The 15,373-nt window shown below is 46.8% G+C and carries 13 protein-coding genes and 2 pseudogenes; 7 read left to right on the top strand and 8 right to left on the bottom strand.

Annotated elements, in window-relative coordinates; translation table 11 throughout:
• Positions 1-31: 31 nt before the first annotated feature.
• A complete protein-coding gene (atpD, locus tag HMPREF3139_RS01320) occupies positions 32-1,429 on the top strand; it encodes a F0F1 ATP synthase subunit beta (RefSeq protein WP_003683789.1) in 1,398 nt (465 codons plus the stop codon).
• 10 nt (positions 1,430-1,439) lie between these two features.
• Positions 1,440-1,865, top strand: a complete 426-nt coding sequence (locus tag HMPREF3139_RS01315) for a F0F1 ATP synthase subunit epsilon (RefSeq protein WP_003683708.1) — start codon at positions 1,440-1,442, stop codon at positions 1,863-1,865.
• Between the two features lie 373 nt (positions 1,866-2,238).
• Here the strand turns inward: HMPREF3139_RS01315 and HMPREF3139_RS01310 are convergent, their stop codons facing one another.
• The 5 genes from HMPREF3139_RS01310 to HMPREF3139_RS01290 form a co-directional block, all read right to left on the bottom strand.
• The gene (locus HMPREF3139_RS01310) at positions 2,239-3,951 is read right to left on the bottom strand and encodes a flotillin family protein (RefSeq protein WP_004519001.1); all 1,713 of its coding nucleotides are present in this window, start codon (positions 3,949-3,951) and stop codon (positions 2,239-2,241) included.
• A 212-nt stretch (positions 3,952-4,163) separates the two neighbouring features.
• Positions 4,164-4,829 (bottom strand): YqiJ family protein, encoded by a 666-nt coding sequence (locus HMPREF3139_RS01305; protein WP_070459759.1) that lies wholly within the window; start codon positions 4,827-4,829, stop codon positions 4,164-4,166.
• Between the two features lie 90 nt (positions 4,830-4,919).
• Complete coding sequence (locus HMPREF3139_RS01300; protein ID WP_070459756.1) at positions 4,920-5,363, bottom strand: hypothetical protein; 444 nt, start codon at positions 5,361-5,363, stop codon at positions 4,920-4,922.
• 1 nt (position 5,364) lies between these two features.
• Positions 5,365-6,033 (bottom strand): PspA/IM30 family protein, encoded by a 669-nt coding sequence (locus HMPREF3139_RS01295; protein WP_070459753.1) that lies wholly within the window; start codon positions 6,031-6,033, stop codon positions 5,365-5,367.
• A 53-nt stretch (positions 6,034-6,086) separates the two neighbouring features.
• Positions 6,087-6,587 (bottom strand): hypothetical protein, encoded by a 501-nt coding sequence (locus HMPREF3139_RS01290; protein WP_070459750.1) that lies wholly within the window; start codon positions 6,585-6,587, stop codon positions 6,087-6,089.
• Positions 6,588-6,768: 181 nt separating this feature from the next.
• On the opposite strand from HMPREF3139_RS01290, the gene polA reads away from it, so the two are divergent.
• The 5 genes and pseudogenes from polA to HMPREF3139_RS01270 all read left to right on the top strand — a co-directional run bounded on the left by polA (position 6,769) and on the right by HMPREF3139_RS01270 (position 12,715).
• The gene (polA, locus tag HMPREF3139_RS01285) at positions 6,769-9,564 is read left to right on the top strand and encodes a DNA polymerase I (RefSeq protein ID WP_070459747.1); all 2,796 of its coding nucleotides are present in this window, start codon (positions 6,769-6,771) and stop codon (positions 9,562-9,564) included.
• Positions 9,565-9,605: 41 nt separating this feature from the next.
• The gene (locus HMPREF3139_RS01280) at positions 9,606-10,718 is read left to right on the top strand and encodes a hypothetical protein (protein WP_070459744.1); all 1,113 of its coding nucleotides are present in this window, start codon (positions 9,606-9,608) and stop codon (positions 10,716-10,718) included.
• Between the two features lie 324 nt (positions 10,719-11,042).
• Positions 11,043-11,228, top strand: a pseudogene (locus tag HMPREF3139_RS10435) (DUF2339 domain-containing protein); the annotation flags it as partial.
• A 263-nt stretch (positions 11,229-11,491) separates the two neighbouring features.
• Entirely contained in the window at positions 11,492-11,872 is a 381-nt protein-coding gene (locus HMPREF3139_RS01275; protein ID WP_003748129.1) for a putative zinc-binding protein, read from the top strand.
• Between the two features lie 42 nt (positions 11,873-11,914).
• On the top strand, positions 11,915-12,715 hold the full coding sequence (locus tag HMPREF3139_RS01270) for a sulfite exporter TauE/SafE family protein (RefSeq protein ID WP_070459741.1): 801 nt from the start codon (positions 11,915-11,917) through the stop codon (positions 12,713-12,715).
• Positions 12,716-12,767: 52 nt separating this feature from the next.
• On the opposite strand, the gene HMPREF3139_RS01265 is transcribed toward HMPREF3139_RS01270, so the two are convergent.
• From HMPREF3139_RS01265 to HMPREF3139_RS10840, 3 genes and pseudogenes are all read right to left on the bottom strand, one after another.
• Positions 12,768-13,301, bottom strand: coding sequence for an SMI1/KNR4 family protein (locus HMPREF3139_RS01265; protein WP_070459738.1), 534 nt, complete (start codon positions 13,299-13,301; stop codon positions 12,768-12,770).
• 486 nt (positions 13,302-13,787) lie between these two features.
• Positions 13,788-14,750 (bottom strand): IS110 family RNA-guided transposase, encoded by a 963-nt coding sequence (locus HMPREF3139_RS01260; RefSeq protein ID WP_070459735.1) that lies wholly within the window; start codon positions 14,748-14,750, stop codon positions 13,788-13,790.
• 375 nt (positions 14,751-15,125) lie between these two features.
• Positions 15,126-15,373 (bottom strand): annotated as a pseudogene (locus HMPREF3139_RS10840) (hypothetical protein); the annotation flags it as partial.

Genomic DNA, 15,373 nt, shown 5'->3' with positions numbered 1-15,373 from the left:
TGAAGCCTGAACAGGAAATTAGGATACGATAATGAGCCAAGGCAAAATCGTACAAGTTATTGGTGCGGTGGTTGACGTGGAATTTCCACGCGACGCTATCCCGCATGTTTACGATGCCCTGAAATTGGACGAGAACGGTCTGACTCTGGAAGTTCAACAGCTTCTGGGTGACGGCGTTGTCCGTACTATTGCAATGGGTAGTTCAGACGGCCTGAAACGCGGCATGTCTGTAAGCAATACTGGTGCACCAATCACTGTACCGGTAGGTAAAGGTACATTGGGTCGTATTGTCGACGTATTGGGTACGCCTGTTGATGAAGCAGGTCCGATCGATACCGACAAGAGCCGTGCCATTCACCAAACTGCTCCGAAATTCGACGAGTTGTCTTCAACTACCGAATTGTTGGAAACCGGTATTAAAGTGATCGACTTACTGTGTCCGTTTGCTAAAGGCGGTAAAGTAGGTCTGTTCGGTGGTGCCGGCGTGGGCAAAACCGTGAACATGATGGAATTGATCAACAACATCGCCAAAGCGCACAGCGGTCTGTCCGTGTTCGCAGGTGTGGGTGAACGTACCCGTGAAGGTAACGACTTCTACCACGAGATGAAAGATTCCAACGTATTGGATAAAGTAGCCATGGTGTATGGCCAAATGAACGAACCTCCAGGCAACCGTCTGCGCGTTGCTTTGACAGGTTTGACTATGGCTGAATATTTCCGTGACGAAAAAGACGAAAACGGTAAAGGTCGCGACGTATTGTTCTTCGTTGACAACATCTACCGTTACACTTTGGCCGGTACCGAAGTATCTGCACTGTTGGGCCGTATGCCTTCTGCAGTGGGTTACCAACCGACATTGGCTGAAGAAATGGGTCGTTTGCAAGAGCGTATTACCTCTACCCAAACCGGCTCCATTACTTCCATCCAAGCCGTATATGTACCTGCGGATGACTTGACTGACCCGTCTCCAGCGACAACTTTCGCCCACTTGGACGCAACCGTCGTATTGAGCCGTGATATTGCATCTTTGGGTATTTACCCGGCAGTTGACCCGCTTGATTCTACTTCACGCCAATTGGATCCGATGGTATTGGGCCAAGAGCACTACGACGTAGCGCGCGGTGTACAGTCTACTCTGCAAAAATACAAAGAATTGCGCGACATTATCGCTATTCTGGGTATGGACGAATTGTCTGACGAAGACAAACTGACTGTGATGCGCGCCCGTAAAATCCAACGCTTCCTGTCTCAACCGTTCCACGTTGCCGAAGTATTTACCGGTTCTCCAGGCAAATATGTTTCATTGCGTGACACCATCGCCGGCTTTAAAGCCATCTTGAACGGCGAATACGACCATCTGCCTGAACAAGCGTTCTATATGGTAGGCGGTATCGAAGAAGCGGCTGAGAAAGCGAAAACCTTAAACTAAGGAGGCCGGCATGAGCACCATGCAAGTTGAAGTGGTCAGTAGCGAGCAAAACATCTATTCGGGCGAGGCCAGCTTTGTGGTGGTTCCGACCGTTCAAGGTGAGCTTGGTATTTATCCACGACACGAGCCGATTATGAGTTTGGTACGCCCCGGCGCATTGCGTTTGACTGTTCCGGGTGAAGCTGAAGAAGTACTGGTTGCCGTTTCCGGTGGCGTTTTAGAAGTACAGCCTGATAAGATTACCGTATTGGCAGACGTTGCCGTCCGCAGTACAGAAATGGATCAGGCGCGTGCTGAAGCAGCTAAAAAAGCAGCCGAAACAGGTGTTTCTGAAGCTAGAGACGAAAAATCTTTGGCTGAAGCGCACAAAGCATTGGCAGCCGCCATTGCCCAGCTGAAAACTTTGGATTACCTTCGTTCGCAAAAAAACAAGTAATGTGGGTTCATCAAGAAAAAGCACAACGAAATGTTGTGCTTTTTTATTTATCTGAAGATAAGTGGCTTGATATTGAAATGTCGATAGATGAGTAGATGGCAAGTTTGAAATCGAAACGGTAGAACAGGTTTTTATGATTAAATTATTGGTGGATCATTATTGAAGTAGTTAGCCTTGTGATTCACATTTAAAATAGTCCACCCAATCTTTTTTATCCTCAAAAAATAGATTGGATGATTCCTAATTTATTGCTACTACAACAGATCTGAATTGATCAGTATTGAAAATATTAGAATTTGTGGAAGCTCTTGTATAAACAAAAGGCCGTCTGAAAAGTTTCAGACGGCCTTTAAACCATTATGATGGCATTCGTTTATGATTGGTCGATGGTTTTATCAAGTCCTTGGGTCAGGCCGTTGATGTCGCCACCATTTAGCCCCAACTCTTTCAAGAGACCGTCAACCAACGGAGCTTGGCTGCGGTAGCGCAGTGCGCTGTTGACCATTTGGTCTGCAAGGCTGGCTTGTGTGGTCTGGCCGTCTGAAACACCTTCCGCACCGTTTGCACCACCGGCAAAGCCACCCAGACCATTGACTTGCAAAATCTTGATGTCTTCGATTTTTTCCATTGGGCGGACGGATTCGCGGATGATGTCAGGCAGATGTTTCAAGAGGGCAAGGCGGACTTGCATTTCAACCTGTTCAACGCTCAGGACGTTGGCAGCTTCGTTCACAGCGCGGGTACCTTCGGCGTCAACCTTGTATTGTTGCTCTTGCGCTTGCGCCAACAGAATTTTGGCATCGGCCTCACCTTTGGCTTGCAGGCGGTGTTTTTCGGCTTCGGCTTCGGCGGCAATACGCACGGCTTCAGCGCGGTCTTGTGCAGCTTGTTTTTCAGCTTCGGCGGCAACAGTGAGCGAAATCGCATCTTTTTGCGCGGCTTCTTCTGCGGCAATCAGTTCGACCGCTTTAGCACGCTCGGCGCGTTCGGTTTCGCGTACGGTAATCACGCTTTCTTCTTCACGAACAGCTGCGGCACGGGCTTTGTCGGCCTCAGCTTTAGCTTCGGATTCGGCACGCGATTTCTCGGCAACGGCGATGGCGCGGTCTTGCTCGGCCAACTCGATGGCTTTGCGGCGTTCAACCTCTGCCTGCTCGACGGCTTGGGCTTTGCGGATGTCTTCGTTTTTAATGTCGCGTTCGGCGGCAATGCGTTTCAAATCCACTTCGCGTTCAGCGGCAATTTTCGCTTCTTCCGCTTCACGTTTTTTCTGAGATTCTTGCTCGGCAATGCTGGCCTCTTGTTCGGCGCGGCGGACGGCAATCTCACGCTCTTGTTCGAGTTTGGCGTATTCTTCTTCGCGCGAGATTTTCAGGCGTTGCTGCTCGGCTTCGAGGTTTTTGGTTTTAATCGCCAAGTCAGTGTCTTGTTCGATTTCGTTGCGTTTTTTGCGGCGGCCTTCGATGGTTTCGGTCAGTTTGGTCAAACCTTCCGCGTCAAACGCATTTTGCGGGTTGAAGAACTCAAAGCTGGTTTGGTCGAGGCCGGTCAGGGAAACGGTTTCAAGTTCAAGGCCGTTTTTGAACAAGTCTTCGCTCACGACTTGTTGTACTTTCTGAACGAAATCAACACGTTTTTCATGAAGTTCTTCCATCGCCATTTCGGCGGCAACGGCACGCAAGGCATCAACGAATTTACCTTCGACGAGGTCTTTCAATTCGTCGGGAGACATGGTTTTCATACCCAGCGTTTGTGCGGCGGTCGCAATGCTCTCGGCGCTGGGTTTAACGCGAACGTAAAATTCCGCCATCACGTCAACGCGCATCCGGTCGCGGGTAATCAGCGCTTGTTGGGCTGCGCGGCGCACTTCAAGGCGCAGTGTATTCATGTTGACGGGGATGATTTCGTGCAACACGGGGAGCACCATCGCGCCGCCATTCATGATGACTTTTTCGCCACCAAAACCGGTGCGGACAAATGAGACTTCTTTGCTGGCACGGCGATACAGACGGGTCAGGATAAGGCCGAGTACAAACAGCGCGACGAGTATGACGCCGGCGATAGTGCCGATGGAGACCAAATTCATGGTTTTTCCTTTCTTCTTGTTAATATGCCTTTTGGGGCGGTGGATTCAGAAGGCTTTGAGAGAAAGAGGCCGTCTGAAAGGGTTAAAAATATGGGTTGAAATAATAGAGTGGTTGTTCTTCTATATTGTTATTTCGGATTTCTAGATGGTGAGGATAGGGCGGTAAAGTATCTATTTTTACCGTATCGATAAATCAGCGGTTTCAGACGGCCTTAATCTACCAAGCTGCCGCTCGGATTCAAAATTGCCTTAAATGTATTTCCGTCCAACGATACCAGCAATACCGCATCGCCTTGTTTCAATACATCTTCAGAGTCAGGCTCTACCATCACATAATGCTGTTGGCCGTAAGCATCTTTCACGCGCACCTGCGCCGCATTACCTACCCGAGCTTCGCCCAGCACCACTGTGCCGACGCGGCCGATTAAACTTTCTTGCGAAACGGCAGTGGTTTCATCTTTCGGCATAATTTTGTACAAACCGCTAGCCGTCACTCGCACTAAGGGCAGGGAAAGAAACCAAACGATGACTGCTGCCAGCGTGCCATTCAGATAGCTGCCGAATACAGTGGCAAAGGCCGTCTGAAACAGATAACCCGTCAGTCCGTATACGGCAAGAAATACCACCATCAACATCAACACCGGGATACGTCCGACATACAGCCAGCTCAGGAAACGCACGAATATGCCTGCATCCGCCACATCCAATCCAACCTCGGCGTGCGCGGTTTCGGTCAGACTGTCGGGCAACAGGTTGTCCAACCAGTCACTGATACCGCCTGCCAGCATGGAAATGACTTCCAACACACCGAGCAAAATCATCAGCGCAATGGCAATGCCGAAGATTTCAGTTTCGGGGGCGTTGATTAAATTCCACATATTGCATTTCCTTATTCTTTTTGATTTTTTCTTTATGGGATTTGTATTTTGAATAATACATTTTTAATGTTGGTGGGGTTTGTTTGGATTTTATCTACTTAATATAAGTAAATCTAAAAGCATCCACCCCCAAAAGATATATGCAATCCAAAATAAACGGTATTTGAAGAAGTTTTTAAACTTTATTTGAGTTAGGCATTTCTTCTCCAATAGATCTAAGAGTTTTTGCTGCTCTTGTTTGTCACAGTTTTCCAAGATTTCGGTTTTTAATAATTCTATGGCTTGTTCAATAGAAACTTTCCGTCCATCTGCAATTAATTTGTCTCCATATTTTGTCTTCACGTCATTCATAATAATAACAGCATAGAATCCCATAATTAAAATAGCAGCAACTATTGCGGGTATGGGGTGATTATCACTAAGAGACCAAACCGCGATAGTTGATAACAGCAACCATGCAGCATGGTGATTCAACATCTTATGGCGGTAAGCAATCTGCTCAGCAAGCTCATAAATCTTATTAACAAAATTCATCTTATTTCCCTGCTTTCAATGCCGCCAATCTTTCGGCAATGCGGTGGTTGCGGCTTAAGTCTTCCAGTTCTTTCAGCTTGGCCAACTGCGCCGCATCGGTGCTGCTGTGTACCGAGTTTTGGCGACCCATCACACGGTCGAAGGCATTGCCGCTTTTTTCGGCATCACGGGCAATGCGGTTGAGGTCGCTGCCGTTGCCGCCGACTGTTTTGCCTGTGCCCATGCTTTGCTGTGCGGCACGCCAGTCTTGCAACTGCTGCTGCATCTCGCGTTTTTTCGCCTGCAGGGCGGCGATAAAGCCTTCGAGCTCTTTTTCTTGTGCAGCACAGTCAGCAATGGTGTTTTCCAAGATGGGCAGACGCGCTTCGATGTCCATCTGCTCGGCGATACCCGCTTCGGCAAGGTCATCGCGACCGGCATCTACGGCGGCTTGCAGATTGGCATCGATGGCCTCGTGGCGGTTGCTTTCATCGGCCATTTTCTTAGCGGCAAGGTGTTTCTGCGCCAACACTTTGCCCAATTCAGCACGCACCTCATCTACTGCGCGCTCAATTTCGCGGATGCTTTCGTTCATAACCGCTTCAGGCGCGAGGTTTTCCGCCGCATCAATCAGGGCATGAAAACCGCCGCTCACCAGACGGCCTACTCGGCGGGATAGGGTTTCGCTCATTTGGATTTTCCTTTCACTAAAATGTGTTTGTTTCATTTGGTATGGAGGCAGTCTTAAACTTCATTTGCCTGTTGTACAATCTTCGCCAGTTTCAAAGTATTTTCAAGCTGTTGCAATACGCTGTCGTCGTATGCCGCGCCTTTGCCGGTTACGGCGAGTTGCAGGATGCTGTCAGTCAGGCGGACGATGCGCCACATCAGTTCGCGCTCGTATTTTTTCAAATCGTCGAGGTCGGCTTCTTCGGGCAGGTCGGCGGCGAGTGTTGCGCCTAAGTCGGGCAGTTGTTCAAACAACCTCGCCACGATATGCGAATGCACTCCGGCCTGTTTTTCAGCGTGCAAGATTTCGTGTTTTGCCGCTTGGAAAAACTGCTCCTGCGCCGTCAGGGCGGAGCTGTAATCGCGTGTCTGCGTATGCGCCAAGCGTGCCAGCTTGAGCAATTCGCGGATTTTTTCAGACGGCGTATTCGCACCTTCGATTTTAAGTTCGGCAATAAAATCAGAATCTTCCTGAGTGATGCGCACACTAATTGGGATACGGTTCGTTGCATTCATATTCGTTTGATTTGGTTTGTATTCATTTGAATACAAATATACAAGATGGGATTCTGAGGCGCAATACCTGAAACCGTATATTTATGTAAACATCAGGCCGTCTGAAACTTGATTTTCGGTTTTCAGACGGCCTTTTCCTTTATAATCCGTACATTATTTTCATACACACAGCAGGTTTTCCATGTCCAACAAACCCACACTCCTTCTCGTTGACGGCTCTTCTTATCTTTACCGCGCCTATCATGCTATGGGGCAGAATTTGTCCGCGCCCGACGGTGCACCGACTGGGGCGATGTATGGCGTGTTGAACATGCTGCGCCGGCTGCGGGCGGATTATGTGCACGACTATTGCGCGGTGGTGTTTGATGCGAAGGGCAAAAATTTTCGCCATGAGATGTTCCCCGACTATAAGGCGACGCGCCCGCCGATGCCGGATGATTTGCGCCCGCAGGCGGAAGCCTTGCCGGATTTGGTGCGCCTGATGGGCTGGCCGGTATTGGTGATTCCGCAAGTGGAAGCGGACGACGTTATCGGCACTTTGGCTAAGATGGCTAGCGAAGCAGGGTGGAACGTGGTGGTATCTACCGGCGATAAGGACATGGCGCAGTTGGTGAACGAGCGCGTAACGCTGGTGAACACGATGAGCGGCGAAACGCTGGATATTGAAGGCGTGAAGGAAAAATTCGGTGTGCGCCCCGACCAAATCCGCGATTATCTCGCGCTGATGGGTGACAAGGTGGACAACGTGCCGGGTGTGGAAAAATGCGGCCCGAAAACGGCGGTGAAGTGGCTGGAAGCTTACGGCTCGCTGGCTGGTGTGATGGAACACGCTGCCGAAGTCAAAGGCAAGGTGGGAGAAAACCTGCAAGCTGCTTTGGAACAACTGCCGCTGTCGTATGATTTGGTAACGATTAAAACCGATTTGGATTTGCACACCGAGCTTTCAGACGGCCTCGAAAGCCTGCGCCGTACTACGCCTAAATGGGCGCAGCTGGTTGTCGATTTCAAACGCTGGGGCTTCCGCACTTGGTTGAAAGAAGCGGAAAGCCGTATGCACGAAGCGCAAAACACGGATTTGTTCGGCAGCGAGCATATCGGCGAACAAGCCGCATTGGCGATGGAAACACAGCCTGAAAAACAACCCGAACTCGCCCCAGCCCCCGAAAAGCTGGATTATCAAGCCGTTACCACCGAAGCGCAGTTTGCCGCTTTGTTGGAGAAACTGGCGCAGGCGGACACAATCGGCATTGATACGGAAACCACGTCATTAGACGCGATGAACGCCTCGCTGGTCGGTATCAGCATCGCGTTCCAAGCAGGCAAAGCGGTTTACATCCCCGTAGGACACAGCCTGACTGCTGCACCCGAACAACTTGATTTGCAAGACGTATTAGGCCGTCTGAAACCGCATTTGGAAAACCCAGCCCTGAAAAAAATCGGGCAAAACCTCAAATACGACCAACACGTTTTTGCCAACTACGGCATCGCCTTGAACGGCATTGCCGGCGATTCCATGCTCGCTTCCTACATCATCGAGAGCCATCTCGGACACGGCTTGGACGAATTGTCCGAACGCTGGCTCGTCCTGGAAACCATTACCTACGAATCGTTGTGCGGCAAAGGCGCGAAGCAAATCAGTTTTGCTGATGTCGCTATCGGGCAGGCGACCGAATACGCCGCCCAAGATGCCGATTTCTCCCTGCGCCTCGAAGCGCACCTGCGCGCGCAAATGGACGCCAAACAGCTTGAAATGTATGAAAAAATGGAGCTGCCCGTCGCGCAGGTATTGTTTGAAATGGAACGCAACGGCGTACAAATCGACCGCGCCGAACTCGCCCGCCAAAGCGCGGAGCTTGGCGCCGAGCTGATGAAGCTTGAACAAGAAGCCTACGCCGCCGCAGGACAGCCGTTCAACCTCAACTCGCCCAAACAGCTTCAAGAAATCCTGTTCGACAAAATGGGCATTCCCACCAAAGGCCTGAAAAAAACCGCCAAAGGCGGCATTTCCACCAACGAAGCCGTGCTCGAACAGCTCGCGCCCGACTACCCTCTGCCCAAAATCATCCTGCAAAACCGCAGCCTGGCGAAACTCAAATCCACCTACACCGACAAACTGCCCGAAATGATTTCCCCCAAAGACGGCCGCGTGCATACCACCTACGCCCAAGCCGTCGCCATCACCGGCCGCCTCGCCAGCAACAACCCCAACCTGCAAAACATCCCCATCCGCACCGCCGAAGGCCGCCGCGTGCGCCGCGCCTTTACCGCACCGCAAGGCAGCGTCATCGTTTCCGCCGACTATTCCCAAATCGAGCTGCGCATCATGGCGCACCTCTCCGGCGACAAAACCCTGATTACCGCGTTCCAAAACGGCGAAGACGTACACCGCCGCACCGCCGCCGAAGTATTCGGCATCGCTCCCGAAAACGTCTCGTCAGAACAACGCCGCTACGCCAAAACCATCAACTTCGGCCTGATCTACGGTATGGGCCAATACGGCCTCGCCAAATCGCTGGGCATAGACAACCTGTCCGCCAAAACCTTCATCGACCGCTACTTCGCCCGCTACCCCGGCGTCGCCGAATACATGCAGCGCACCAAAGAACAAGCCGCCGCGCAAGGCTTCGTCGAAACCCTGTTCGGCCGCCGCCTCTACCTGCCCGACATCCACAACAAAAACGCCAACGCCCGCGCCGGAGCCGAACGCGCCGCCATCAACGCCCCCATGCAGGGCACCGCATCCGACCTCATCAAACGCGCCATGATAGACGTGTCCCGCTGGCTGGTTTCAGACGGCCTGAAGAGCAAACTGATTATGCAGGTGCATGACGAACTGGTGTTGGAAGTACCCGAAGCCGAACTGGATTTAGTCAAAGAAAAACTGCCGCAGATTATGGCGAAAGTGGACGAAGGGATGTTGAACGTGCCGCTGGTGGCAGAAGTGGGCGTGGGTATGAATTGGGAAGAGGCACATTGATAAACTATAAATTTATTATTTTGAATAAGAAAGAATTTTCTATGAATGTCTTATTGTATGTAATTATCTATCCTATTTTAGCAATTGCATTATTTTTTATATCAAATTGGTTGGGTAAACATTCTTATTCTCTTGGCTATCATAAAATTGATTTTATTGTAGATAGAGAGGACTCTGCTGCTTTTAATTTTTCTCTAAAGGTACTTACTCCTGCAATTTTTATTATTTTAATATCTGCAATTCTTTATAGTTTTCAACTCGATAGATTCACAGAAAGTATTTACATAGTTACTATTTACTCTGTTTTATTAAGATTATTTATTAATTTGTTCATGGGTAGACTGCATATCCTAGATTGGAAGCTGCAGATATTTTATGCAATTACTATTAGCATTGTTAGTTATTTTGTATACGTTAAGTTAATCTTACCTAAAAAACCATTGATTCCAGATTTTAATACTATTTCTAATGAGTTATGGATAATAATTGGTTTGTTTATATTTAATATCATAAATAAAATTGAATTGCCCGAAGCTAAGAAAAAAGAAAGAATCTCAAAATATATAGCTATTAAATATAAGAATTTTATCTCTTTGTATGATAAATATATTAAATCTAATCTTGAGGATGGCTTAGAAAATATTTATAAAAAGGTAGAGATTGCAAAAGAATGGGATACAAACAATAATGATTTTAGAATTAATAATCTTAAGTTTCTTCAATTGGTTGTTTATTCTATAATGATATTTGAAGATTTTAATAGACCAAAGAATGCTAGATTGATTGAAAATTTTGTAGCTAAGCATAGCCCTAGGGAAATAACGCTAGGTATCATGCAGGTAAAAACGGATAAATTAATCACTGATGAACAAAGTATATCGTTAGGTATTGATAAAATAATAAATTCATTCTATGGATATTTAGTTGAATATGTTCAATCAGATTATAACTATTCTAGAGACTGTATAGATTTAATATTAGAAGACTATAATTTGGGTGAGGAATATTCTGGCTCTGTAAAAAATATATGTGATATTTTATCAATAAAAATTTACCAGGAAGACTTTATTGATATATGGTTTGATAATCTTCAAATTATGAAAAAGGGTAATGTTAAGCTAGTAATTGGAGGTCGAATACTTCAATTTCGATAAAAGTTGCAATAATATCAAAAGTATTTGAATTCAAACATATCCAAGGTCGTCTGAAAACCTTTCAAGGTTTTCAGACGATGTTATATTCAACATGACTAGATTTTAAGAATTTGATTTAATGGCAACCACCATTTCAATGGGTGTAATTAAAAAATAATTATGGTATCGAAAATAAAAAAATGAATAGAATTGGTAACATAAGATGGATTTTTTACTTGCTTGTTTTTTAATAGCTGTCGCGATTTTTCTTTTCAGACTTATGCGACGGAGTACAGATTAAAAAATCTGCTCCTGACCATATTTCTGATTCTGAAATAGCATTCCTACTGGATGACAGGCGCGACGCTGATGGGCATCGTAGTCGTCAAACTCTTCCTGATCGAGCTTTCCAACAGCGGCGGTATTGAGCGCATTGCCTCCTTCATCATTGTTGGCCTGCTGCTGCTTCTGGTCGGCTGGTTTGCCCCCGTTCCGCCCAAAGCAGAAAATGATGGCGAACACAAAGCCTAATCATTAACTTCAAATAAAAAGGCCGTCTGAAAAAGCAGCGTTATCTGTTTTCAGACGGCCTTTATTTTTTAGAAGGTGCAATCTGCTTTGTTCTAGAATGTCTAATCGTATTGAGTTATGATGCCTTTTAATATTATATAAATGGATAAGCCGTAGGCCGTCTGAAAAAAGAAAACGGGTCTGCATACCACGCATGATGCGCCCGACAGATTGACTATGGATGGCAATATAAAGATAAAAACCGCTACCGGAGGAAATAGAAAATGCCTAACCGCAATGAGCTTCCCTTAATTTATTCTTGTTCCGGATGTTCCGATGTGGCGCAGCTGGCCAACAACACAGCCGTGGCGCTCGACCATGCCGGAGAATTTGAAATGTCGTGCATTTCCGGCGTAGGCGGCAAAGTCGCGCCGTTGGTACGCAAAGCGCAGTCCGGACGGCCGATGTTGGTTATTGACGGCTGTCATCTGCATTGCGCCAAATCGTGTTTGGAAAATGTGGGCGTTGAAATCCCGGAAGGGCATCATGTAAAACTATACGAACTGGGCTACAAAAAACGCTTTGGCAAAAGCTATGACGAAGCTACGGTAGAAGAAGTTTATCAATATGTTTTGACGAAGAAGGGCGATGTATTGAGCAGTTAATAACTTTTAATAACAAAAAATTTAATCAAGAGGAAACAATCCATGGAACAATTATTCATTCCCGGCAGTATTATTGCCGATTATTTTTATCTCGGCCTTTTCCTGCTGGTTGTCGCGTCTTTGATTGCGGGCTATGTCGATGCTATTGCGGGCGGAGCAGGGCTGATTTTGATTCCCGCATTTTTGATGGTAGGTTTACCGCCTCAGGTCGCGTTGGCACAGGAAAAATTGGTGAGTACCATCGGTACGGTGGCTGCGATTAAAAATTTTATGAAGAGCAGTTCGATTGTATGGCATATTGTGCCGGTTGGCATTGTTGCGGCTTTAATTGGGGCATTTGTCGGTGCAAAAGTCATTTTGATTCTTCCGGTGGAAACCATCAATTACATTATTCTTGCGTTTTTGCCCATAGGCTTGCTGGCAACTTTGTTTAAAGGTGTTTTGCTGAAAAAAGAAGACGAGCGTGGCGAGATAAAAAAATCCGTTATCGCCGTATTTTTAACTTGTCTGATTGTTGGTTTTTATGACGGTTTTTTTGGCCCGGGTACAGGTAGTATTTTCATCATTGCTTTGTTTGTCATTAACAAATTGTCGTTGTTGCAGGCTTCGGCTACTTCCAAGATTTTCAATTTTGCTTCTAACATCGGGGCATTTGTTGCCTTCTTGATAGCAGGGAAAATGGCGTTCCTAATCGGAATCCCGATGATTTTGGCAAATTTGTTGGGCAACCATTTTGGCAGCCTCCATGCTATCAATTCAAACGGGGAAGTTATTCGTAAGGTTTTGGTCGTAACGGTTTTGCTGATTATCGTTTCAATGGCATATAAGGCTTTTTCGGCTTAATAGGTAGATGTTAAAAGGCCGTCTGAAAAATTTTCAGACGGCCTACTCTTTATTAGTTATCTAAAAACTCATCTTCATGCCGCAAGTTGCGGATAAAGGTTTCAAAATCGGGGGCAAGTTCGACTATTTCAAAATCCCATTCTTGTTCGACAAGCACCACTTTCGGCTCGCCGTCTTTTCCACACTCTCGATAGTCCAAGGCAAACAGGGCATGACCTCCTGACGGGTCGGTGGCCAAATACACGCCGATAGGCGGATACTCCCATTCTTCCAGCCAAAGTTTTTGCCCCATCGCGCCGCACAGACTTCCTTCTTTTTCAAAACCGATTCCCGACATCTCGCAAATTTGCACATGATCTTTCGCCCACGAATTTTTCTGCGTGGTCGGAAAGCAGTTTTTAACAAATATCCCGCCGTTTTGTACTGCCATCAATTCAATAAAACTTTGCGGCAATTTATAGCCTAGCTCACTTTCTACGGCAGCCAAAATTTCAGGGGTAAACGGGGCTTCTTTGTAGTTTTCATCTGCCCAACTATTAGTTTTCCATACGGAGGACAAATCAAAATCTTTAAAAACTTGGGACATAATGTTCTTCCTTATTGATTTCAGTTATAAACAGGGGTTAGGTATCTATACCCGACTTTTATCGTCCGTCATTCCCGCCTGCGCGAGAATGACGGCGGAGGTTTCGGCAAAAATTGCTCCTCCCTTTTTCAGACGACTATTTGCCTTGTTCTTACTACAGTTTTTCTGCCGTAGGTCGGATTCTCAAATCCGACATTTTCCAACAGCGTTTTTTCGGAAACGATAGACGCACCAAATGTTTTTTGTCGGATACAAGTATCCGACCTACATCTCTATTTGCCTCGTCAATGTGCATTGTAGCGTGGGCTTTGCCCAAGATAATGTCAGCTAAAAAGATGATATGTTGCCCGTCAACAAGTTAAATGGAATATATTTGTAACTTTATATTTTATATAGTTATTTTATTTTACGCTTTTTGACGATATGACAATACACGGTTACATTTCCTGTAACCGTTTTTCTTTTTGTTTGGTTTGTTTTTACAGTTTACGCCTGCGCCGCTTTGTGCCGCGTGCTATCGTATGGCGTGCCCGTTTTGACGATGTAATAGGCCAGCTTCGCCAGTTTGCGCATAATGGCGACAATAATGACCATTTTGGGCTTACCCGCGTTCGTCAGGTTAAGGATTAGCTGCGGGAATGCGTTAACCCGATAGGCGACTAAAGCAGGCATATACAGGGAGCGTTTAAGCCGGCGATGCCCGTAACGGCTCAACCTACCTTTCTTGTGAACGCTCGTCCCAGACTGTTCGGTCTGTGGGCTTAGTCCTGCGTATGATACAAATTGGTTTGCTGTTTGGAAGTTTTTGTCTGTCAATTGGGCGTACAGTATGGCGGCGGTGTCTTTGCCTATGCCTGCTATGGTTTGCAAGTTTCGATAGTGGCCGTCAGTTCCTGCTTGTTCTTTGATTTGTGCTTCTATCGCGGTTTGGGTTTGATCGATTTTTTCCTGATAGGCTTGGATAAGGTCTTGATGAATCGCCTGTATCATTTCGTCATCTGAACTGTGCAGGCGGTTTTTAATTTGTTTCTGATGGTCTTTGAGTTGCTGTTTCAGGTTGATGAGTTTTTGAAGATAGCGGTTTTTTGGTTTGCTGTACGGTATGATTTTGTCCGCATGCCGTTTGGTGTATTCGGCGATCAGGTTTGAATCGGCTTTGTCGGTCTTCGTGCGATTAAACTGGCTTTTGCCATAGTCTTTGATTTTCAGGGGATTGATGACGTAAACGGTGTAGGTTTCTGACAGATTTTCGGCAGCGGCTTCGTAGTATATGCCCGTTGCTTCCATTCCGATGACGCATTTTCTGACCTTGTTTACCTTTATCCAATCTTTTAGGCTTTGGAAGCCTTCGCGATTGTTTCCGACCTTTGTGTAATATGTGCTTCCGTCGGTCTTATGCAGTGTTGCGTCTATTGTTTTTTGCGATATGTCCAATCCGATTGTATTCATGATGGGATTTTCCTTATTTATTCAGCCTTTCGCGGCTATGATGATATTCAATTTCAAGGATGGTAGAAGACGGTCAACATTTCTTTTTATCGGCTTTTTCTGCCTAGGTCGTTCATCTGCCTAACCGCCCCGGTCTTTGTTTTGCGCATAAACAAAAACCCGCAAACCGTCTTTTTTAAAACGGTTTGCGGGTGTTGGCTTTGGCATTTTATTGCTTCCGGTTGAGCTGATTTTTGTCTTTTTTTGAATTTTTAGGTGTCGCCGGAAGACATAAAATTGCTGAAACTCATAGAAGCGGGAGTTCCCGCACCCCGTGGATGCTTATTTACCTATTAATTCCGCCTTTGGCTGCATTAACAGATAAATAAGCATCTTTTATGGAGACCCAACTACCCCGCCACGTTGTGCAAACTGTTTCCCTGCTTCGACGTAGCCGTCATACATGAGATTTTGGGGACTTTGCCCGCCCATCGCAAGGACTTGCCCTTTTTCAGGCTCATAGGCGGTCTGCGGTGCGGTCTGTTGCTGTTGTGCTGCCTGTTGTTCGTCCTTGTATGGGTTGAATGGCAAGCCGTTTCTGGCGTAGTCCTTGCACATTGCCTTAGTGATTTCTTTCAGCGGTG

Source organism: Neisseria sp. HMSC15G01 (assembly GCF_001808255.1).
GTDB classification, from domain to species: Bacteria; Pseudomonadota; Gammaproteobacteria; order Burkholderiales; family Neisseriaceae; genus Neisseria; species Neisseria subflava_A.
The sequence above is the reverse complement of the archived record's forward strand: the minus strand, read 5'-3'. Positions and strand labels throughout refer to the sequence as shown.